21 protein-coding genes are annotated in these 20,288 nt (G+C 39.8%); 9 read left to right on the forward strand and 12 right to left on the reverse strand.

Annotated features, from left to right (window positions below):
- Positions 1–3: 3 nt before the first annotated feature.
- The 3 genes from ndk to smpB all read right to left on the reverse strand — a co-directional run bounded on the left by ndk (position 4) and on the right by smpB (position 1,469).
- Complete coding sequence (gene ndk / locus SP60_RS01075) at positions 4–435, reverse strand: nucleoside-diphosphate kinase (protein WP_199401941.1); 432 nt, start codon at positions 433–435, stop codon at positions 4–6.
- A gap of 93 nt (positions 436–528) precedes the next feature.
- Complete coding sequence (locus SP60_RS01080; RefSeq protein WP_053950885.1) at positions 529–804, reverse strand: HU family DNA-binding protein; 276 nt, start codon at positions 802–804, stop codon at positions 529–531.
- Positions 805–986: 182 nt separating this feature from the next.
- The gene (smpB, locus tag SP60_RS01085; protein WP_053950886.1) at positions 987–1,469 is read right to left on the reverse strand and encodes an SsrA-binding protein SmpB; all 483 of its coding nucleotides are present in this window, start codon (positions 1,467–1,469) and stop codon (positions 987–989) included.
- Between smpB and SP60_RS01090 the strand changes: the two genes are divergently transcribed.
- Genes SP60_RS01090 through SP60_RS01100 form a run of 3 tightly spaced genes read left to right on the forward strand, consistent with a single transcriptional unit; the run spans position 1,468 to position 3,195 of the window.
- A complete protein-coding gene (locus SP60_RS01090) occupies positions 1,468–1,896 on the forward strand; it encodes a type II toxin-antitoxin system RatA family toxin (protein ID WP_053950887.1) in 429 nt (142 codons plus the stop codon). The genes smpB and SP60_RS01090 overlap by 2 nt on opposite strands.
- Positions 1,896–2,420 (forward strand): pseudouridine synthase, encoded by a 525-nt coding sequence (locus SP60_RS01095; RefSeq protein ID WP_053950888.1) that lies wholly within the window; start codon positions 1,896–1,898, stop codon positions 2,418–2,420. Before SP60_RS01090 ends, SP60_RS01095 begins: the two co-directional genes overlap by 1 nt.
- Before the next feature lie 19 nt (positions 2,421–2,439).
- Positions 2,440–3,195 (forward strand): ferritin-like domain-containing protein, encoded by a 756-nt coding sequence (locus tag SP60_RS01100; protein ID WP_233487270.1) that lies wholly within the window; start codon positions 2,440–2,442, stop codon positions 3,193–3,195.
- Between the two features lie 6 nt (positions 3,196–3,201).
- Here SP60_RS01100 and SP60_RS01105 read toward each other — a convergent pair whose 3' ends face one another.
- The 7 genes from SP60_RS01105 to SP60_RS01135 form a co-directional block, all read right to left on the reverse strand.
- Positions 3,202–4,089 carry a DUF3530 family protein gene (locus SP60_RS01105; protein WP_053950890.1) on the reverse strand — a complete coding sequence of 296 codons (888 nt, stop codon included), beginning with the start codon at positions 4,087–4,089 and terminating at the stop codon, positions 3,202–3,204.
- Positions 4,079–4,618, reverse strand: coding sequence for a tetratricopeptide repeat protein (locus SP60_RS01110; RefSeq protein ID WP_082319612.1), 540 nt, complete (start codon positions 4,616–4,618; stop codon positions 4,079–4,081). The genes SP60_RS01105 and SP60_RS01110 overlap by 11 nt, the downstream gene beginning before the upstream one ends.
- Positions 4,619–4,624: 6 nt before the next feature.
- A complete protein-coding gene (locus SP60_RS01115; RefSeq protein WP_053950892.1) occupies positions 4,625–5,311 on the reverse strand; it encodes a rhodanese-like domain-containing protein in 687 nt (228 codons plus the stop codon).
- Between the two features lie 51 nt (positions 5,312–5,362).
- On the reverse strand, positions 5,363–6,007 hold the full coding sequence (locus tag SP60_RS01120) for a rhodanese-like domain-containing protein (RefSeq protein ID WP_053950893.1): 645 nt from the start codon (positions 6,005–6,007) through the stop codon (positions 5,363–5,365).
- A gap of 94 nt (positions 6,008–6,101) precedes the next feature.
- Positions 6,102–6,428, reverse strand: coding sequence for a hypothetical protein (locus SP60_RS01125; RefSeq protein WP_053950894.1), 327 nt, complete (start codon positions 6,426–6,428; stop codon positions 6,102–6,104).
- 63 nt (positions 6,429–6,491) lie between these two features.
- Positions 6,492–6,929 carry a ribonuclease HI gene (rnhA, locus tag SP60_RS01130; RefSeq protein ID WP_053950895.1) on the reverse strand — a complete coding sequence of 146 codons (438 nt, stop codon included), beginning with the start codon at positions 6,927–6,929 and terminating at the stop codon, positions 6,492–6,494.
- A 52-nt stretch (positions 6,930–6,981) separates the two neighbouring features.
- Entirely contained in the window at positions 6,982–8,757 is a 1,776-nt protein-coding gene (locus tag SP60_RS01135; RefSeq protein WP_053950896.1) for an N-acetylglutaminylglutamine amidotransferase, read from the reverse strand.
- 55 nt (positions 8,758–8,812) lie between these two features.
- Here SP60_RS01135 and leuC point away from each other — a divergent pair, with 55 nt between their 5' ends.
- The 3 genes from leuC to ruvA are packed head-to-tail and all read left to right on the forward strand — an operon-like array spanning position 8,813 to position 11,428.
- The gene (gene leuC, locus SP60_RS01140; protein ID WP_053950897.1) at positions 8,813–10,213 is read left to right on the forward strand and encodes a 3-isopropylmalate dehydratase large subunit; all 1,401 of its coding nucleotides are present in this window, start codon (positions 8,813–8,815) and stop codon (positions 10,211–10,213) included.
- A complete protein-coding gene (gene leuD / locus SP60_RS01145; protein ID WP_053950898.1) occupies positions 10,213–10,827 on the forward strand; it encodes a 3-isopropylmalate dehydratase small subunit in 615 nt (204 codons plus the stop codon). The genes leuC and leuD overlap by 1 nt, the downstream gene beginning before the upstream one ends.
- A 10-nt stretch (positions 10,828–10,837) precedes the next feature.
- Positions 10,838–11,428, forward strand: a complete 591-nt coding sequence (ruvA, locus tag SP60_RS01150; protein ID WP_053950899.1) for a Holliday junction branch migration protein RuvA — start codon at positions 10,838–10,840, stop codon at positions 11,426–11,428.
- Between the two features lie 179 nt (positions 11,429–11,607).
- Here the strand turns inward: ruvA and SP60_RS01155 are convergent, their stop codons facing one another.
- Positions 11,608–14,664 carry an efflux RND transporter permease subunit gene (locus SP60_RS01155; RefSeq protein ID WP_053950900.1) on the reverse strand — a complete coding sequence of 1,019 codons (3,057 nt, stop codon included), beginning with the start codon at positions 14,662–14,664 and terminating at the stop codon, positions 11,608–11,610.
- 59 nt (positions 14,665–14,723) lie between these two features.
- Complete coding sequence (gene typA / locus SP60_RS01160) at positions 14,724–16,529, reverse strand: translational GTPase TypA (protein ID WP_053950901.1); 1,806 nt, start codon at positions 16,527–16,529, stop codon at positions 14,724–14,726.
- 90 nt (positions 16,530–16,619) lie between these two features.
- On the opposite strand from typA, the gene rlmE reads away from it, so the two are divergent.
- From rlmE to dinG, 3 genes are read left to right on the forward strand one after another with little or no spacing between them, the layout of a single operon-like run.
- Entirely contained in the window at positions 16,620–17,237 is a 618-nt protein-coding gene (gene rlmE / locus SP60_RS01165; RefSeq protein ID WP_082319613.1) for a 23S rRNA (uridine(2552)-2'-O)-methyltransferase RlmE, read from the forward strand.
- 4 nt (positions 17,238–17,241) lie between these two features.
- Positions 17,242–18,213 carry a polyprenyl synthetase family protein gene (locus SP60_RS01170; protein ID WP_053950902.1) on the forward strand — a complete coding sequence of 324 codons (972 nt, stop codon included), beginning with the start codon at positions 17,242–17,244 and terminating at the stop codon, positions 18,211–18,213.
- A complete protein-coding gene (gene dinG, locus SP60_RS01175; RefSeq protein WP_053950903.1) occupies positions 18,213–20,273 on the forward strand; it encodes an ATP-dependent DNA helicase DinG in 2,061 nt (686 codons plus the stop codon). The genes SP60_RS01170 and dinG overlap by 1 nt, the downstream gene beginning before the upstream one ends.
- Positions 20,274–20,288 lie beyond the last annotated feature (15 nt).

The raw sequence follows: 20,288 nt of genomic DNA on the forward strand, positions 1-20,288 counted from the left end.
AAATTAACGCGTTCTTGGGCAAACACCCTCAGCGCCAAAGAAATACTCAATTTCAATAGCAGCATTTTCTAATGAGTCAGAACCATGCACGGCATTTTCATCTAAAGACTGTGCAAAATCAGCACGAATAGTGCCTGCTGCTGCCTCTTTAGGATTGGTTGCACCCATAATTTCACGGTGCTTAGCAACTGCGTTATCAGCCTCTAGCACCTGAACCATAACTGGGCCAGAAGTCATAAACTCAACCAACTCACCATAAAAAGGACGCTCCTTGTGCACGGCGTAAAAACCACCTGCTAACTCCTCGTCCAAATGCAGCATTTTAGCAGCGACAATTTTAAAGCCGGCTTTTTCAAATCGAGTATAAATTTGGCCAATAACATTTTTAGCCACAGCGTCTGGCTTAATGATTGATAAAGTGCGTTCCATAGGTATCTCCCCTGAGTGATCGTTAAGACTCACATTTTACCAAACTTTAGACGTAAAAAAAGCACCCGAAAGTGCTTTTGTCACGATAAGAATTAACGCTTAGCCGTTAACTGCATCTTTAAGAGATTTACCCGCTTTAAAGGCTGCCACTTTAGAAGCTTTAATTTGAATCGTTGCACCTGTTTGTGGGTTGCGACCAGTACGTGCTGCACGATCTCTAACAACAAACGAGCCGAAACCTGTTAGTTGCACACCATCACCACTCGCCATAGCACCTGTGATTGCATCTGTCGTTGCGTTTAGTGCACGACCTGCATCTGCTTTTGAAATATTTGCTGCTGATGCGATTGCATCGATTAATTCTGACTTGTTCATCCTCTTCCCCTCGATTTATAAAAAAAATGTAAAAAAAATATTGGATTGGTGAAATACATTACCTGGTTTAAATAAAACCAATCTTAGTTCAATAAAGTTTTACTAATTATATGCAAAAAATTACTGATAAATCAATCATTTGCAAAAAAATAATCTTCTATTAAAGATTCACTATGAAATATTTATTTATTTATTTCTTTTAGCGTTCTTTGTTTGTCCCTTTGCCAGTCTCTAGATTTAACATCTTGGCGCTTGTCATGGGATTTTTTACCTTTGGCAACACCGATTTCAAGCTTAACACGCCCCTTCTTCCAATACATCTTTAAAGGTACAACGGTTGCGCCTTTTTGCTCAATTTTTTCTTTTAAGCGATTAATTTCTAAGCGGTTTAATAGGAGTTTTCTTGTTCTGGTTGCATCAGCAGTCACATGGGTTGAGGCACTTTGTAGTGCAGAAATATGGGCACCGAATAAAAACATCTCGCCGTTTTTCAAGATGACATAGCTTTCTTTAATCTGCACCTTGTTCTCTCGCAGACTTTTTACCTCCCAACCTTCCAAAGAAAGTCCAGCTTCCAAGGTTTGTTCGATAAAATAGTCATGACGTGCTTTTTTATTAAGCACAATCGTGTTTGAACTTACCTTAGGTTTTTTGGATTTTGCCATGCATCAACTCTCTAAAAGTGCTCTTGTACCTTATTCAGCTGAGCAAATGTATCAACTAGTTAACCAAGTTGATGATTATCCAAAATTTCTCAATTGGTGCTCAGATGCCTCTATTTTAAAGCAAACGAGTGCTCAAATTACAGCCTCGGTTAAGATAAATAAATCCGGATTTAATCAAAGCTTTACTACTATTAATACACTCACCCCTAATCAACGCATTGATATGCAATTAAAAGAAGGCATGTTCAAACAATTAAAGGGTGCTTGGGTGTTTACTCAGCTGAATGATAGCGCTTGTAAAATAGAGTTGACACTGGCCTTTAGCTTTTCATCAAAAATAGTGGATTTGGCTATTTCCCCTATTTTTACTAGCATTGCCAACTCACAATTAGAGGCTTTTGTTGCCAGAGCGAAGGTTGTGTACTGATGCTATATGCCTTTAATAAGCCTTATGGCGTGCTGTGTCAATTTAGCGGGGAAGGTGAGACATTGGCCAATTACATTAACACTAAAAATATCTATCCGGCTGGTCGCCTAGACAAAGACTCAGAGGGTTTATTATTGCTAACCGATGACGGCCAATTGCAACACCAAATCTCACACCCAAAATTTGACAAAGAAAAAACCTATGTGGTTCAAGTGGATGGAGAGATTAACACCCATGCACTTGAACAATTACGCGCTGGTATCACACTAAAAGATGGACTCACCAAGCCGGCCAAAGCACGTCTTATTAATGAGCCTGACTGGCTCTGGGATAGAGCTCCAGCCGTTAGATTTAGAAAAAATCTCCCCACTTCTTGGATTGAGCTCATAATCACCGAAGGAAAAAATCGACAAGTAAGGCGTATGACAGCGCAGGTTGGCTTTCCAACCCTACGGCTGATTCGCACCCAAATTGGACATTGGACATTGGACAATATTAAACTAGGACACTATGAACGTCTTTGAGCTAAGCTATAACGCCCTTATGTGCGACAACATTGCTGAAAAAATTACACGAGTTGATCAGCTTCATACGTTAAAAAATACCCAAATACTTAATTACCAATCAAGCTTTCAAATTAATGCGGTTGAGTTTCCTGGCAGACCTTTGAAGCCAACACTGGCTAGATTTCATACCATGCCAAAAAGAGGGAAATCTGATCTTGGTTTTATTGAAACCATTCATGCAATTTGCCATATTGAATTTAATGCCATTAACTTGGCATTGGACGCTACTTATCGTTTTAGAGATATGCCAGATCAATTTTATCAAGATTGGATCCAGGTCGCTTTTGAAGAGTCTCAACATTTTCAGTTACTGAATAATTACCTGGTTGAATTAGGCTATCAGTATGGGGATTTTGATGCGCACAATGGTTTGTGGAAAATGACTTTTGAAACTGACTACGATGTATTAGCAAGAATGGCTCTCGTACCTAGAGTGTTGGAGGCCAGAGGCTTAGACGCCACCCCAAAAATTCAAAAACGTTTTAAAAACTCTAACTTTAAACCTATGGTTGAGTTACTAGATATTATCTTCCAAGATGAAATTGGTCATGTAAAAATTGGCAATTTTTGGTTTCACTATTTATGCAAAAATCGCAAATTAGATCCTATTGAAACATTTGAATCACTCATTCAAAAACATATTGGGGAGTCTTTGCGTGGTCCTTTTAATATTGACGCACGTAAATCAGCTAATTTTACCGACCAAGAGCTGGCCTACTTACAGGCCAACTAAACTAGGCTAATTTAACTGCGTTAACCACTTATCAATCGTATCAATTAGCTCTACTGCTGTTTCTTTTTCTTGATAGTAATGGTCTGCTTTTTTAATCACTTTTTGTGCACTTTGTTTATTATTAGCAATATCCATTAACCACTTTCGATCTTCCGCTGAACGTCGAACACCTGGGAAATCCTTCTCACCATAAACATCAAGCACTGGCTTCAGCATAGAATCAAGTGGCATACGCTTAATGACTTTTTGTTTATAGTCAGTCGCACCCATACCCACACCAACATAGGCGTTAATTTTATCGTCGCCATATTTGTCAAAATAACTCATCGACATATGCGCACCACAACCATGTGCGATTAAGATAATATTATCCACACCACGTTGTTTGTAAAAATCAATAGCCGCTTCTATGCGCTCATGCGCATAGGGGAAAATAGGCACATAATCATAATAAGTTGCTTGCTTATCAAGCACTGGCATTTGCACTGACAAACTATGCCAGCCTTTTCCTGCCAATCCCACTCTAAGTGGTTTTACGACACTATCCCAATTGGCGTGATAACCTCGAGAATGAAGAACAATCACGCCGCCCTTGGCATTTTCTGTTTCAGCTTCCATGTAGATACTAAAGACTTCTTTATCATCAGAAAGGGGTAAATACTCCACATCACCATCCATAACTGCCTCTTCAATTTCGCCAACCATTCGATTTTCACGCTCAAAGTCAGGCTTTGCACTGGTGAATTGATTGTAGAGTTTTTGTAGAGAAGCTGGGTCAAAGCCAGATAATTTAGGCAATTCTGGAAATTTAGGAAAACTCTCCAAACCTGGAAGAAAGGCAAAAGCGTTGATAGAAAAACTTAACACTGTTATTGTAATAATTTTATTCCACATATTTTTCTTTGAGTAAATCCAATGCAGTTTGTGCATCCGGATGATTATTTTTAGCAGAGCGATTAAACCAATAATAAGCTTGCTTAATATCACTTTGTTCGAGCATTAACGAGGCCAAATTGTATTGTGCATATTCATCTTCTTGCTCGGCAGCGCTCAGCCACCAATCCTGTGCAAGCTGAATATTCTTGTCAACACCCTTGCCTTCGTAATAAAGCATGGCTAGCTCACTTTGAGCATAAGCCAAACCTTGCTTGGCTGATTTCTCAAACCAATCAAAGGCTTTATTATCGTCTTGTTCTGCACCAAGGCCATGTAGGTAACTTAGTCCAATATTATTTTGCGCAGCACTATGTCCGCCATCAGCGGCACGCATCATCCATTCAAAAGCATCATCATTACGATCCATTTGCGAATAATCGTAGCCAATTTGATACCAACGATCAAATCTTGTTTCAGCTTGCGCGAAAGAAGTTGTTAAAACATAAAAAAGGGACGCTATTAACATCCCTTTTCTTAGAACTGTCATTAACAATTATTTAACTGTTAAACCCAACAATTTCCAATCATTCATACCACCACGGTAGTATTTGATTTTGCTTTGCGGGTAACCCATTGTTAAGAGTGCGCGAATCGCCGCAGGCGACTGACCACACCATGAACCATTACAGTACAAGTATAAAGTTTTAGCACCGTCGTAATCTAATACACCATCTAAATCTTTAACACCAAACTGCTCAACCATTAACTCAACAACAGCCATCGGATCTTTAGCAAGCGCCTTAGAGTTAAGCTTAGTAAATGGCACGTTTACTGCGTGAGGAATCATGCCTTTTTTAGCCCAACCCTTAGTACGTGCATCAATGATAAGTTGAGTTGCATCACCACCAGCAATATCACGTGCAGCGTGAATAACATCTAACTCAGTCACTGTTTCAACGGCTGCAGGTGCAAACGGTTCAGTTGGCTGAATACAAAACGGTGGACAAGGACGTGAAGTCTTTGCAAATGCTGGATCTACCGTATTGCCGTTATCAGCATTACGTGAAATACCTGCAACTTCCATCACACCTTTAGTAATACCTACTGGCTTTCCAGCTTTCTTAGCAGAACTTGCTGCAGAAGAGCCGTTATTCCAGTTGTGATCAGAGCCAAAAAAGCCTGCTTGAGCACCTAACGTAAATACCGAAGCAATAGCAATTGCTAATAATTTAGTTTTCATAATAATCTCCTAGATTAAAAAGCACCCAATCATGAGTGCTCTATGAATCAATTACTTAGTTGTTAAACCTAAAGATTTCCAAGCATTCATACCACCACGGTAGTACTTAATCTTGTTCTCAGGGTAACCCATTGTTAGCAACGCTCTAATTGACGCTGGAGACTGGCCACACCATGAACCATTACAGAACAAGTATAAAGTCTTAGCATTGTTGTAATCTAATACGCCGTCAAGATCTTTAACACCAAAAGTGCCTGTTAAGATATCTACAACTGCCATAGGATCTTTAGCTAACGCCTTAGAGTTAAGCTTAGTAAATGGAACGTTCACTGCATGAGGGATTGTACCTTTTTTAACCCAACCTGGTGTACGTGCATCAACTACTAATGCTGACGTGTCGCCATTTGCAGCATCACGTGCAGCATGGATTACGTCTAGCTCAGTCACTGTTTCAACAGCAGCAGGCGCGAACGGCGCAGTAGGCTGAATACAAAATGGTGGACAAGGACGCGAAGTCTTTGCAAATGCTGGATCAATTGTTGCAGCGTTATCTTGGTTACGTGAAATACCCGCAACTTCCATTACACCTTTAACGATGCCAACAGCTTTGCCTGTTACTTTTTCAGCAGCAAATGCTGCTGAAGATGTTAATACTGCAGCGACTGCAGTTGATAATACTAATGTTTGAAGTTTCATACTTCTCTCCTCTTTTTATATAAAAATAACTCTTTATTGAGTTTTGGTTAATAGTGTTTAGCTTCAATAAAGCTAAACACTATAAATTCTATGACTAGTCGCAGCTTGGCTCTTCTTCTAAGTTGTGATTTGCAAAGAAATCCATTACACATTCTTCTTTTGCATCTTCTTCAGCGCCATCACAAAAATTTTGTGCGCCATCACGAACAATTTGTTTTTGCGCTTCAGATTGAGAATCTACTGGCAATGGTAATGGTGCAATTGTTTCACCAGCTACATGTGCAAATGTTACTGAACTTAATAATAAAATAAATAATACGGCTATTTTTTTCATTTTTTTACCTCCTTGTTGAAATACATTAAATAAATACATCACTACTACATTATTACCATATATAGCTTTGAATGCAAGTTTTTTCATGACTATCTAAATATTATAATATTATACTTTTTTAATTAATATAACTTTTTATTAGGGTATTTTTTAACCCATATTATCCATGGCTTGATTGGCTAATTCATCTGCCATATCATTACCTACATTGCCACTATGGCCTTTAACCCAATGCCAGTGCACCGTGTGTGTTTCATTAAGTGTGTCAAGGCGCTGCCATAGGTCAACATTTTTAACGGGTTTCTTGGCCGCTGTTTTCCAACCTTTTGCTTTCCAGCCTTTAATCCAATCATTAATGCCATGCATGACATATTTTGAATCGGTAAACAAATCAATAGAAATATCTTTAGATTTAATAACTTCTAGCGCTTTAATCGCTGCTAATAGTTCCATACGGTTGTTAGTTGTGTCTTTTTCATGGCCTTTTAGTTTTTTGTCATGATCGCCATATCGAAGCCAAACACCCCAGCCTCCAATGCCAGGATTTCCTCTGCAACCACCATCTGTATAGATTACTATTTTTTCCATGCTGTTTTTATTAATTATATTATTTTAGGGGGTGACAGGCCTTGCCTGTCACCTACTTTTGATCCACGTTGGTTTGTAACCAATATTCTAAAAGCGCCAAGTGCCAGAGGCGTGAACCATTAAGTGCTGTCATATATTTTTCTGGCTGATGAATGACTTTTTGTATAAATTTTTGATCAAATATTTCACGATTAATACATTGACTAGAGGTGAGAATGTCGGCCATAAAGTCTAAGAACTCTCCGCGAACGTATTTAAGCGCTGGCATAGGGAAATAGCCCTTCTTACGATCAATCACACTGTCTGGTAATAATCCTCTAGAGATTTGCTTAAGTGGATGCTTACCTTCCTCAGCCATTTTAAGGCGCGGCGGCATACTCAGCGCATGCTCAACCAATTGATAATCCATAAATGGTACGCGCGCTTCCAAGCCCCAAGCCATCGTCATGTTATCCACACGCTTAACAGGATCATCAACAATTAAGCGGGTGATATCGGTGCGAAACACTTTATCCATAAACTCATCAGCATTGGCTTTGGCAAATTCCTTATTGAGCCAGGCTTGGGTGTGATTACCTGAATGATATTTTTTATTAACAGTTTGTAGATATTCCTCGTAAGGTCTATCAACATAGTGTTTAGAAAATCGCTCAACCTCGCTGCCTGACTCTGCTTGCATACGTGGATACCAAAAATATCCCGCAAATGCCTCATCTGCACCTTGACCAGATAATACCACCTTAATATGCTTCGAGACTTGCTCAGAAAGCAGATAAAAAGCCACGGAATCTTGCCCGACCATTGGTTCGTTCATATTAGCCACTGCCTCACCTAATCTAGGCAAAACTTGTGAATTACTCACCACATATTTTTCATGGCGCGTGTTAAATTTATCCACAATCTGATCTGAGTATTCAAACTCTGAACCCGCTTCATCATCAATATCTTCAAAACCAATTGAGAACGTGCGAATATCTTCATGGCCCGCTTCATGAAGTAATGCCACCAATAACGAAGAATCTAACCCGCCAGATAGCAAAACCCCAATCGGTACATCAGCCGCATTCATGCGCTTAAGTACCGCCTTAGTGAGTAGCTCATGCGTACGCTCGATATACTCTTCAATCGATAATGCAATTTCTGGACGCTGGGCTTTGGGCTGCCAATAAGTTTTTTCTCTAATATCGCCATTCGGTTTAATCACCAAAGTCGTGGCAGGTTTGATTTTTTTAACCCCTTCTAAAATCGTATTCGGTGCCGGCACCACTGCGTGCAAAGAGAGTTGTTGTTGCAGAGCCACAGAGTTGATATCCGTATTTGCACCAATAGCAATCAAAGATTGTGTGCTAGAGGCAAAACTAAAGGCTTTATCCGTTAGATTAAAATATAGCGGTTTAATACCCATGCGGTCGCGAGCGACAAATAAATGCTGCTGAGCTTTGTCCCAAATACAAAAGGCAAACATACCATCCAAATGCAACACACAATCCTCACCCCAATGGTGATACGCTTTAATAATAGTTTCGGTATCAGAATGCGAGAAAAACTCATAGCCTTTTTTACTAAGCTCTGCTCGTAGTGCTTTATAGTTGTAAATCGTGCCGTTAAATACCAAGACCAAATCCAAGGCTTGATCAACCATAGGCTGTGCGCCAAAATTAGATAAATCAATAATGCTAAGGCGCTGATGACCAAAGCCAATACTTTGATCAGACCACACGCCCGAAGCATCAGGGCCACGACGCGCAATCTTTTGCATCATAGTGTTCAGGTCTTGAGAAGTAACCGCTTGATTGTCAAATCTTAATTGTCCACAAATACCGCACATATATTGAATAAAGAAAATGTAAAATAGCTATTTTAGCAAGGTTTTCAATCGATTTATGTCACAAACACTTTACGACAAATTAATGAGTGCGCACGTGGTACGTGAAGAAGCGACCACAGCGCTTATCTACATTGACAGACAACTTATCCATGAGGTCACCTCCCCGCAAGCATTTGAAGGCTTAGAGCTGGCCGGCAGAAAACCATGGCGCTTAGATGCTAGCATTGCTGTACCAGATCATAACGTACCCACCACTGATCGCTCTAGTGGTGTGAGTGGCATTGAAGATCCTATTTCAAAATTACAAATCGAAACGCTGGATAAAAATTGTGCAGAATTTGGCATTAATGAAATCCAAATGAACGACATTCGCCAAGGCATTGTCCATGTGGTTGGCCCTGAACAAGGTGCCACCCTACCGGGCATGAGTATCGTCTGTGGCGATTCACATACTTCTACACACGGCGCACTCGGTGCACTGGCTTTTGGCATTGGTACTAGCGAGGTAGAGCATGTTTTGGCAACGGGCTGCTTATGGCAGGCTAAATCTAAAAATCTAAAAATCGAAGTAAACGGCAGTCTTAATGAATATGTCAGCGCTAAAGATGTGGCACTCTATATTATTGGTCAAATTGGCACGGCTGGTGGCACAGGTTTTGCTATTGAATTTGCCGGCACAACCATTCAAAATTTAAGCGTTGAAGGGCGTATGACTCTATGCAACATGGCGATTGAAGCCGGCGCTCGCGTGGGCATGGTGGCTGTTGACGACAAAACCATTGAATACGTTAAGGGTCGCCCTATGGCACCAACGGGTGAGCAGTGGGATAAAGCGGTTGCTTATTGGAACACCTTACATTCTGACGAAGACGCCCATTTTGATCAAACAATTAGTTTGGATGCAAAAAATATTAAACCTCAAGTCACTTGGGGCACTTCTCCGGAGATGGTTATCGCCATTGATGGTGCAACGCCTGATCCTGCTAAAGAATCCGATCCGGTGAAAGCACAAAGCATCACCAACGCCCTAGACTACATTCACTTAAAGGCCAATACACCCATTAATACCGTCGCCATTGATAAAGTATTTATCGGCTCTTGCACCAACTCACGCATCGAAGATTTACGTATGGCTGCCAGTGTTGCTAAAAACAAGCAAGTGGCTAGCAACGTCAAGTTGGCTTTGGTTGTGCCTGGTTCAGGCCTAATTAAGGCGCAGGCTGAGGCCGAAGGCTTAGATAAAATATTTACCGATGCAGGGTTCGAGTGGCGTGAGCCGGGCTGTTCAATGTGCTTAGCCATGAACGCTGATAAGCTCGAGCCTGGTGAACGCTGTGCATCAACCTCCAATCGTAACTTTGAAGGTCGTCAAGGTCAAGGCTCATTCACGCATTTGGTTAGCCCTGCTATCGCGGCGGCGAGCGCCATTGCCGGTCATTTTTCGGAGATAAAATAATGCAAGCTTTTAAAACCCTAACCTCTATTGCTGCTCCACTTGATCGTGCCAATGTTGACACCGACGCTATCATTCCTAAGCAATTTTTAAAATCAATCAAACGCTCAGGCTTTGGCCCTAATTTGTTTGATGAATGGCGTTATTTAGATGCTGGCGAAGTTGGTATGGATAATTCCAAGCGCCCAATTAATCAAGACTTTGTACTCAATAAGCCAGAGTATCAAGGCGCTAAAATCCTACTAGCACGTGAAAATTTCGGCTGTGGTTCATCACGTGAGCACGCACCTTGGGCACTAGAAGATTACGGATTTAAAGTAATCATTGCCCCAAGTTTTGCCGATATTTTTTACAACAATTGCTTTAAAAATGGCATTCTTCCTATTGTTCAAGATAACCAAATTATGGATGAGTTATTTGCCACCAAGGGTGAGATAAGCATCGATCTTGAAAATCAATCCGTTAATGCTAATGGTAAAACTCATACTTTTGAAGTAGACGCTGAACGCAAGCGTCGCCTTATTAATGGCTTGGATGATATTGGCTTAACCTTGCAATATTCACAAGAGATTAAAACCTTTGAGAAGGCATATTTTGAAACTTATTCTTGGCTATAATCATTAAGACATGATCGCTCGCTTAACTGGAAAAATTCTCGAAAAAAACCCGCCTGAAATTCTACTAGAAGTCGGTGGTATTGGCTATGAAATACTGTGCCCAATGTCGAGTTTTTATGCAATGAGTGATCAAGGCAGTATCACATTGCATACGCATTTTCACGTTAAAGAAGATGCGCAAACTCTATATGGTTTTATCTCTAAAGATGAAAAAACACTCTTTAGAGAGTTAATTCGCGTTAATGGTGTTGGCCCTAAAGTAGCATTGGCTATTTTGTCGCATCTGAATATTGCCTCACTAATGAATGCAGTCGCCAATGAGGACGATGCACTACTTGCCAAAACCCCAGGGATTGGCAAAAAAACCGCACAAAAACTCATTGTTGAACTGAAAGATCGCCTGGCCAAGTTAGAGCTAAACGGCTCAAACCATCAAACAATTACTGCCAGCGCCAACATCAATCCAAACACTCAAAAAGCGGCTCAAGCTTTACAAGCACTTGGCTTTAAAACTAAAGAAGCGGAAAAAATGCTAAGCGCTATTAAAGATGATGCACTATCAACAGAAGAGCTTATTCGTCAAGCATTACAAAACAAATAACACCCGCAAAAAATTGGAAATAATGTGGATACAGCTAGTTTTTGCCATTATTTTTATAAAAAAGGCTAAAAAAGGCTAAAAAAGGCTAAAAAAGGCTAAAAAAGGCTAAAAAAGGCTAAAAAAAATCGTTTTATTGGTAAAAATCACCTTATTTTATAAAATTTCTGAAATTTTCAAAATTACGAGCTGATGCGTTTTTTCTTAAGTTTTTTAAACCAAGTGATAAATTCTACATTCATCAAATATAAGCATGGCAATAAAATCAGTGTCATCAGCGTGCCAAATAGTAATCCGTAGCCTAATGCAAGTGCCATCGGTTGTAAGAGATAGTCTGTACCGCCAAGACCATAAGCCAATGGAAGAATACCCGCCAGCGTGGTTAAACTTGTTAATACAACAGCGCGAAGCCTATCTTTAACACCTTTAACAATCCACTGATGAATGGTTAGTTTTTCTAAGGACTTGTCTTTCAAGTAGTTAAGATGCGATACAAGCACTAGTGAATCATTCACAATAACACCAACCAATGCTAAAACACCTAAAATCGCAAAAAAGCTTAACGCTTCGCCGTGCAGGAAGAATGCCCAAATAACACCAATAACTGAAAATGGAATAGCGCTTAGAATTATTAATGGCTGCGAGTACGAATTAAATAACAAGACTAATAATAAGAAAATACCGACAATTGCCATCAAAAAAGCTTGCTTAAAGCCATCCATAGATTTTGCAGTTTCCTTGGCACCACCCTCAGAAATAGCACGCACAGAAGGAAAGTTTTTATCTAAGTCAAGTTGTAGTAAAGCCTCTTTCATAACCTCACTAGTAGATGTCTTTTCATCATTAACACTAGCACTAAGCATAATAGATCTAAGGCCGTTATAGTGATTAAAATCAGGCTCACCAACGATTTGACGAATACTAGAAAAATTTACTAATGGAATAACACGACCATTTTTATTGACTACTTTTAACGATTTTATAAAGACTTCTGATTTTTCCAAATCACCCAAATAAAGTCGGAAATTAACATCGTTTTGTCCTTCGCGAATGTTGGTCACATCAATACCTGTGAAGGCGGCTCGTAAATAGCGATTGACAGTTGAAAAATCAATATCAAGGCGTGCCATTTTTTCAAAATCAAGTTTTACTTCAATGCGGTCCTTTCCAGGCTCGTCATCTCTATTAATATTATCCACTCCTGGAATATTTAATAAAATTTGCTCAAGTTTATTAGCTGCTTGTAGATTTTCAGAGCCTGCTTGACTGATCAGGTTAATTTCTACATCCTCACCTTGTGGAGGGCCAGGCCTTCTGACTGAAAATTTTAATTTTTCTACTTGGTCTATCTCATTTGCACTAGCTTTTAAACTCTTTAGAATCTCTTTAGAACTTTTGTTACGCTCTGAAGCTGGCAATAGTTCGATGATCATCTTTGCCTTGTGTGTAAAGTACTTGCCTACATCTGTCGTAACTGAGACCAAATCATCACCAACAATCCTATAAATTAATTCCTCTACCTGCTTAGCTTTAGCTTCTGTATTGGAGAGTGATGAGCCGGTGTTCATTGTCATGCGTGTGTTAATTGTATCAACACCTACTGCAGGAAATAAAGTGAACTTCATTTGTGTGCTTGCAAAATAAATTGAAATGACGAGCGTTATACTAAAAATTCCTATGACTAAATAGTGAAAATTCAATATCTTAGATAAAAAAACTTCAAATTTGTTTTCAAAATATTCGAACCAATAATGCTCTTTTTTCTTTTCATTTGATCCAGCTAAATGCGCAGGTAATGCAAGTGAAACTTCTAAAAAAGACAAAATGAGTGCAAAAATAATTACCAGGGGAATAACGTAAACAAACTTACCCATCATGCCGCCCATTAAAAACATGGAAGAGAAGGCTAAAATTGTTGTTAAGATTGTTGTCACTACCGGCATAATAACGCGCTTAAAGCCATGAGAAGCTGACTTAAAATTGTCTTCACCAGTTTGCTTGTAGTGATAAATACTTTCTGCCACAATGATGGAGTCATCCACCACAATACCTAACACCAAAATCATGGCTGCTAGTGAGATAAGATTGATGGTTTCGCCCGTTGCACCTAATAATGCCACTGTACCTAACAACGAAACAGGTAAGCTGATTGCAACCCAAAAAGCCGTTTTGAAAGATAAAAATGCACCCAATACTACTAATACCAATAGCAAGCCGATCAAGCCATTATTGGTCACAATATCTAATCGGTTGCGTACGTATTTAGATAAGTCAGATGAATAAAAAATATCTAACTGATTGTTATATTTGCCACCCGTTTTTTCCATGTATGCTTTAACCAAATCAACCGTGGTTATGACATCAGCTTGTGCTTGTTTTTTTACTCGCAGGATAAAACCTTTTTTACCGTTAACACGGACAATTGATTTTTCTTCAACATTGCCAGATTCAATAACTGCAATATCTTTAAGCCTAACGATTAAGCCTTCAAACGTAGATTTAACAATGACTTCGCTGACATCAGTTGCTGCATCAAATTTAGACAATACAACAATGGTTTTTTCATTTTTATCATTGTGATTACTACCCACAGTGTAGCGTTGATTCCTTTGGGTAATTGCACTCATCACTTGTGGCAAGGAAAGCTCATATTGATAAAGTTTTTCTGGATCAATATGTATTTGGATTTCTTTATCTAAATAGCCATCTTTAGTGACTTCTGATACGCCTTCAATCGACTCTATCGATTGGGCAATACTATCAACCATACCTCTTAATTCTGCGTAATCTATTTCATCACTACTAAGACTGATTTTTATAATGCTTTTTCGGGAAGTCTTGCGATCTATAACACGTGGTAAATCTACGACCTCTTCAGGTAGTGATTTAATACGATTAACGACATTACGAACCTCTTGCTTAATCTCAGATAAATCACTGACATCTTGTGAGAAGGTAATAACAATTGAAGACACACCTGCTCTAGAGGTTGAGGTAAATTTATCAATGCCAGTGACACTGCTTAATTCATCTTCAATGACATTGGTAATATTTTGTTCGACATCCTCTGGAGAGGCACCTGGATAGCTAGTGACAATTGTCATTATCTCAAAATCTACATCAGGAAATTGATCACGCTGTATATTACTAAGACTAACAAGTCCAAGCGCAATAACACTGATACTAAAAACCAGTGCTAGCTTTTTCTGCCTAACTAAAAAATCAAGGAAACCATTCATAACGCAAGATTATAACCCAAGCTTAAAAAATTTAAACCCGGGCAATCAAGAAAATTTACTTATCGTGAGCGTTTACGCTCAACCTCTTTCAATAGGCGCTTACGGATACGTGTGTTGTTTGGTGTTACTTCTACCAACTCATCATCATCAATAAACTCTAATGCTTGCTCAAGATCAAGTTTAATAGCTGGGGTTAGAGATACCGCTTCATCGGTACCTGAAGCACGAACGTTAGTCAGTTGCTTACCTTTCATGACATTAATCACCAAGTCTTTATCACGCGCATGAATACCCACAACCATACCTTCGTATACTTCCGTATTATGCTCTACAAAGAATTTACCACTCTTTTGCAGGTTGAAAATAGCGTATGCAACTGCCTTGCCTTGGTTCATTGAAATCAGTGAGCCATTCGAGCGTTGACCAATGTCACCTGGTTTTTGTGGCTTGTACGCATCAAAAGTTGAGTTCATCAGACCGGTGCCTGTTGTGGCTGTTAAAAATTCTGTTCTAAAGCCAATAAGGCCACGAGCAGGAATGTTGAATTCAAGCTTAACACGGCCATTGCCGTCAGGCTCCATATTGGTTAACTCACCCTTACGCTCACCAAGTCTTTCCATGACGGTACCTTGGTGCTGAGACTCAACATCAATCGTTAAGTCTTCAAACGGCTCACAAACAACGCCGTCAATCTCTCTTAAAATAACTTGCGGACGACCCACAGCCAACTCAAAACCTTCACGACGCATAGTTTCAATCAGTACTGATAAATGCAATTCACCACGACCAGAAACTAAAAACTCAGACGGATCTTGAGTGTTTTCAACACGCAGTGCAACGTTATAAATTAGCTCTTTATCAAGACGATCACGAATATTTCTAGAAGTGATAAACTTGCCGTCTTGACCTGCAAACGGTGAATCATTTACTCTGAAAGCCATTGATACTGTTGGCTCATCTACGCTCAGTGGCGGCAATGCCTCAATAGTTTCTGGATCACAAATGGTATCTGAAATTGAAATACCTTCAATACCTGTAATACAAGCGATATTACCTGCTTCAGATGAATCAATATCCACCTTATCTAAGCCCAAAAATCCTTGTAAATTTGCAATCTTGGCTTTTCTTTCAACGCCATCAGCGCCGACAACAACCACTTGCTGGTTCTTTTTAATCGTACCACGAGTAATACGGCCAATACCAATTGCACCAACAAATGATGAATAATCAAGAGCGGTAATTTGCATTTGCAATGGCGCCTTAATATCAACCTCTGGTGCGGCTACATTTTTAACAATGGTTTCAAACATCGGCAGCATGTCGCCTTCACGTACATCGTCTTCTAGCGTTGCATAACCATTAATACTTGAAGCGTAAATAATTGGGAAATCCAGCTGCTCATCGGTAGCACCCAGTTGATCAAATAAATCAAATACTTGGTCAATAACCCAGTCAGGGCGAGCCGCATCTTTGTCAATTTTATTAATAACAACAATTGGGTTCAAACCTTGGTCGAAGGCTTTTTTCGTCACAAAACGGGTTTGTGGCATTGGACCTTCTTGTGCATCTACTAGCAACAATACCGAATCAACCATTGATAATACGCGCTCAACCTCACCACCAAAATCGGCGTGTCCCGGGGTGTCAACGATATTAATATGGTAATCTTTCCACTTAATCGCTGTATTCTTAGAAGAAATGGTAATACCACGCTCTTTTTCAAGATCGTTGGAATCCATCATGCGGTCGGTTGACTCAAAGCGCTCATCAAATGTTTCTGATTGCTCCAATAGTTTGTCAACTAAAGTGGTTTTACCGTGGTCAACGTGGGCAATAATAGCGATATTTCTAAGTTTAGTGTTCATGCGTTAGGGGATGATTCGAAAAAGACACTATTATCCCCTAACTCTCCTATAATATTATGATTTATTAATGTGAATCAATCACTTAAGATTATGGCTAAAAAAAGTTCTTCAGGTCGTTGGATGAGCGAACACTTGAGTGATGAGTATGTCAAAAAAGCTCAAAAAGAAGGTTATCGCTCACGCGCTGTTTACAAGTTAACCGAGGCAATCGAAAAAGATAAGTTTATCAAACCAGGTGATCGTGTGCTTGATTTAGGCGCAGCACCTGGCGGATGGAGCCAGGTTGCTATCAAAATTGTTGGCAATAGCGGTCAAGTTATTGCTAGCGATATTCTAGATATTGAACCCATTGATAAAGTTGACTTCCTATGTGGCGACTTTACACATGACTCAATTTATGAAGAATTATTACGCTTAACGGGCGGTCATAAAATTGACGTGGTGCTTAGTGATATGGCGCCAAATATGAGTGGTCAGCTATCGGTCGACCTGCCAAAATCGATGTATTTATGTGAATTAGCACTCGACATGGCCATAAAAACCATCACCCCAAATGGCACTTTTTTTATCAAAGTTTTTCAAGGTGCTGGATTTGATGAATACGTTAAGTCTTGTAGGGCAGCTTTTAATAAGGTTATTATTCGCAAACCCAAAGCTTCAAGAGCACGTTCTAAAGAAGTATATTTACTGGCAAATGGATTAAAATAGTCGCATGAAAGATTTTGACGATATCCAGACACTACTAAAAGAAGACTTGGCGCAAACTGACGCCCTGCTTCAGAGTCGTTTAAGCTCGAATGTGGCTTTGATTAATCAAATGAGTGGTTATATTATTGGTGCTGGTGGCAAACGCCTACGCCCACTATTACTACTTTTATGTGCACGTGCAACCAACTATCAAGGTGAGCACCACCGCTTAATGGCAGTCGTCATTGAGCTAATTCATACTGCCACTTTATTGCACGATGATATCGTTGATGAATCTGCAACACGTCGCGGCAAAAATACCGCCAATGAAGTTTGGGGCAATGCACCTAGTGTTTTAGTGGGGGATTTTCTCTATTCACGAGCGTTTGAGATGATGGTTGAGCCTGGCTCAATGAAAATCATGCAAATTTTATCAAAAGCCACCAATGAAATTGCCCAAGGTGAAGTTTTACAACTGCTTAATTGTCAAAATTCTGCTTTAACAGAAGCGGAGTACTATCAAGTCATTGAGCGTAAAACTGCGGTGCTTTTTCAAGCGGCCACACAAATTGGCGGCATGCTTTCTGAGATTGATAGCACTCAAGAGCAAGCCTTAAAAGATTACGGCTTACACCTGGGTAATGCTTTTCAAATCATTGATGATGTACTCGACTATGAGTCTGATAGTGCCACCATGGGCAAAGAAGTAGGTGATGACCTTGCTGAGGGCAAAACTACTCTACCAATGATTTACGCCTTGGCTAACACCTCAGGCTCAGACAAGCAATTATTGGAAGAGGCTATTAACAATGCTGATAATAGCAAAATCACTCAAGTGGTGCAAATATTACAATCTGTTGATGCTTTTGGCTATACACGAACACAAGCCAAAAAATCTGCAGATTTGGCCAAATCTTCTCTTAAGGATATTAATGAGTCACCTTACAAAGAAGCGCTTATTTTGCTGTGTGATTTGTCACTTGCGCGCAAGTCCTAGTGTTATCTGACGAGCTTAAAGCTCAAATACGCGATTCATTTATTGCTCTAAAGTCTGATATGTCAGATTTTAATGTACGTCCTTCGCAAAATAAAATGATTGCTGAAATCTCCAAAACACTGTGCGGTGACTACCCAGATTCCAACAAAATTTTATGCGTAGAAGCGCCCACAGGCACGGGCAAAACCTTTGCCTATTTACTCAGTGGCATTGCGATTGCCAAAGCTAATAAAAAAAAGCTCATCGTCTCGAGTGCCAATGTCGCCCTACAAGAGCAATTACTGCTCAAAGATATTCCTGAGGCGCAAAAATACTGCCAAGTTGATTTTGAATACGCCCTGGTTAAAGGTCGCTCGCGCTATGTTTGTATTCGTAATCTAATTAACCTGTGCGAAGATAGCGCGACAGACAGCTCACTATTTGATTCAAGCTTATTATTTGACGAGCCGCCAGGCAAATACCAACTTGAAGAAATGGCTGAATTATTAGAAGACTATTCCGCTAAAAAATGGAATGGTGAAATTGATGATCTGATGCGTGCGCCTGATCATACTATTTGGCAAAAGATTAATTGTAATCGCTTTACTTGTACCGCCAAAAGCTGTGAATTCTACCAAGATTGCGCGTTTTTCAAAGCACGCAAGCAAATCACCAAGGCTGATGTAATCGTTGCCAATCATGACTTAGTGTTAGCCGATTTAGCCACAGGAAATACGGTGCTGCCAGATGTCGATGAATCAATTTTTATCTTTGATGAAGCGCACCACTTAAGCAGTAAAGCACTGTCTCACTTTTCTTTGTCTACAGGTACAGAATTTATCAAAACCAGTATTCGCCAAGCCAAAGGTGTGAGCGATCAAATGTGTAAACTTACCGAGCAAGACCTGCCCGACATTAACATCAAGCAAATTGATGATTATTTATCCGATCTCAGCACATTACTTAAAACCCTGGATTTTGACGAAGATATTTATTTGTTTGACCAAGGTATGGTCGATCAGCCTATCAAAGATATTAGTAAAAATTTGTTTATCTCGATTAGCAATATCCAAAATAAATTTTGTGCACTCAGAGAGTCTTGGGCTGATTATTTAAAAATTAAAGTCATTGATAAAAGCATTGGCGACCCTATTAATACTGCAAGTGGCGAATGCGAACAACATCTTTCAAGTATTGTAGAGCTACTCTCCTCTTTTTTAAAAAGTGACGACAGCACCCAATCTCCACATTCCAGATGGATTGAAAAAAACACTCTGGCCAACAAGAAGACCAACTACAGCTTATATAGCGCCCAAACAGATATTTCTGGCAATTTAGATGCGCTTATTTGGTCAAAAGCCACGGGTGTCATTCTCACCTCCGCAACCCTGTCCTCTTTAGGTAGTTTTGATCGACTCAACAAACAACTGGGGCTAAAAAAACCAGAAAACCAATATTTACGCTTGCCCTCACCTTTTGAGTTTGATCAAGTTGATTTTATCATTGCCAAATTTAAATCCAACCCGACTCAAGTGTTTGAACATACAAAAGAAGTGGCTAGCCAACTACTAAAACGCCTAAACGCTCAAGAAGGTTCGTTGGTATTATTTGCCTCAAATAAGCAAATGCAAATGGTGGCTGACATGGTTGAATCCAAGCTTGATTGCGATCTTTTCATCCAGGGCGAATACCCTAAAAAAACCATTTTAGAAAAACACATGACATTGCGTAAGCAAGGCCAAGGTAGTATCATTTTTGGACTCGATAGCTTTGCCGAAGGGGTTGACCTTAAGGGCGATAACCTAACTCACGTGGTAATTGTCAAACTGCGCTTTAGCGTACCCACTTCACCAATTGACAAAACCTTAGCAGATTATCTACAATCTCAAAATCGTAACCCTTTTATGGAAATCTCTCTGCCTGACGCTTCACTCAGACTGATTCAAGCCTGCGGCCGATTGATTCGCACCGAAACTGATACCGGAAAAATTACGATTTTTGATAACCGTTTAGTTTCTAAGTTTTATGGAAAGCAATTACTAGCCGCGCTACCTAGTTACAACATTGTGGTTGAGCCTTAAAATACTTGCCAAAAA

The sequence above is a fragment of the Candidatus Thioglobus autotrophicus genome (assembly GCF_001293165.1).
Classification (GTDB): Bacteria; Pseudomonadota; Gammaproteobacteria; order PS1; family Pseudothioglobaceae; genus Thioglobus_A; species Thioglobus_A autotrophicus.

Bases quoted from the DNA above. Each gene is read 5' to 3' on its own strand.
- SP60_RS01080 (WP_053950885.1), bottom strand. From the start codon at position 804: ATGAACAAGTCAGAATTAATCGATGCAATCGCATCAGCAGCAAATATT.
- SP60_RS01090 (WP_053950887.1), top strand. From the start codon at position 1,468: ATGCATCAACTCTCTAAAAGTGCTCTTGTACCTTATTCAGCTGAGCAA.
- smpB (WP_053950886.1), bottom strand. From the start codon at position 1,469: ATGGCAAAATCCAAAAAACCTAAGGTAAGTTCAAACACGATTGTGCTT.
- SP60_RS01095 (WP_053950888.1), top strand. From the start codon at position 1,896: ATGCTATATGCCTTTAATAAGCCTTATGGCGTGCTGTGTCAATTTAGC.
- SP60_RS01100 (WP_233487270.1), top strand. From the start codon at position 2,440: ATGTGCGACAACATTGCTGAAAAAATTACACGAGTTGATCAGCTTCAT.
- SP60_RS01105 (WP_053950890.1), bottom strand. From the start codon at position 4,089: ATGTGGAATAAAATTATTACAATAACAGTGTTAAGTTTTTCTATCAAC.
- SP60_RS01110 (WP_082319612.1), bottom strand. From the start codon at position 4,618: ATGACAGTTCTAAGAAAAGGGATGTTAATAGCGTCCCTTTTTTATGTT.
- SP60_RS01115 (WP_053950892.1), bottom strand. From the start codon at position 5,311: ATGAAAACTAAATTATTAGCAATTGCTATTGCTTCGGTATTTACGTTA.
- SP60_RS01120 (WP_053950893.1), bottom strand. From the start codon at position 6,007: ATGAAACTTCAAACATTAGTATTATCAACTGCAGTCGCTGCAGTATTA.
- SP60_RS01125 (WP_053950894.1), bottom strand. From the start codon at position 6,428: ATGAAAAAACTTGCATTCAAAGCTATATATGGTAATAATGTAGTAGTG.
- rnhA (WP_053950895.1), bottom strand. From the start codon at position 6,929: ATGGAAAAAATAGTAATCTATACAGATGGTGGTTGCAGAGGAAATCCT.
- SP60_RS01135 (WP_053950896.1), bottom strand. From the start codon at position 8,757: ATGTGCGGTATTTGTGGACAATTAAGATTTGACAATCAAGCGGTTACT.
- leuC (WP_053950897.1), top strand. From the start codon at position 8,813: ATGTCACAAACACTTTACGACAAATTAATGAGTGCGCACGTGGTACGT.
- leuD (WP_053950898.1), top strand. From the start codon at position 10,213: ATGCAAGCTTTTAAAACCCTAACCTCTATTGCTGCTCCACTTGATCGT.
- ruvA (WP_053950899.1), top strand. From the start codon at position 10,838: ATGATCGCTCGCTTAACTGGAAAAATTCTCGAAAAAAACCCGCCTGAA.
- SP60_RS01155 (WP_053950900.1), bottom strand. From the start codon at position 14,664: ATGAATGGTTTCCTTGATTTTTTAGTTAGGCAGAAAAAGCTAGCACTG.
- typA (WP_053950901.1), bottom strand. From the start codon at position 16,529: ATGAACACTAAACTTAGAAATATCGCTATTATTGCCCACGTTGACCAC.
- rlmE (WP_082319613.1), top strand. From the start codon at position 16,620: ATGGCTAAAAAAAGTTCTTCAGGTCGTTGGATGAGCGAACACTTGAGT.
- SP60_RS01170 (WP_053950902.1), top strand. From the start codon at position 17,242: ATGAAAGATTTTGACGATATCCAGACACTACTAAAAGAAGACTTGGCG.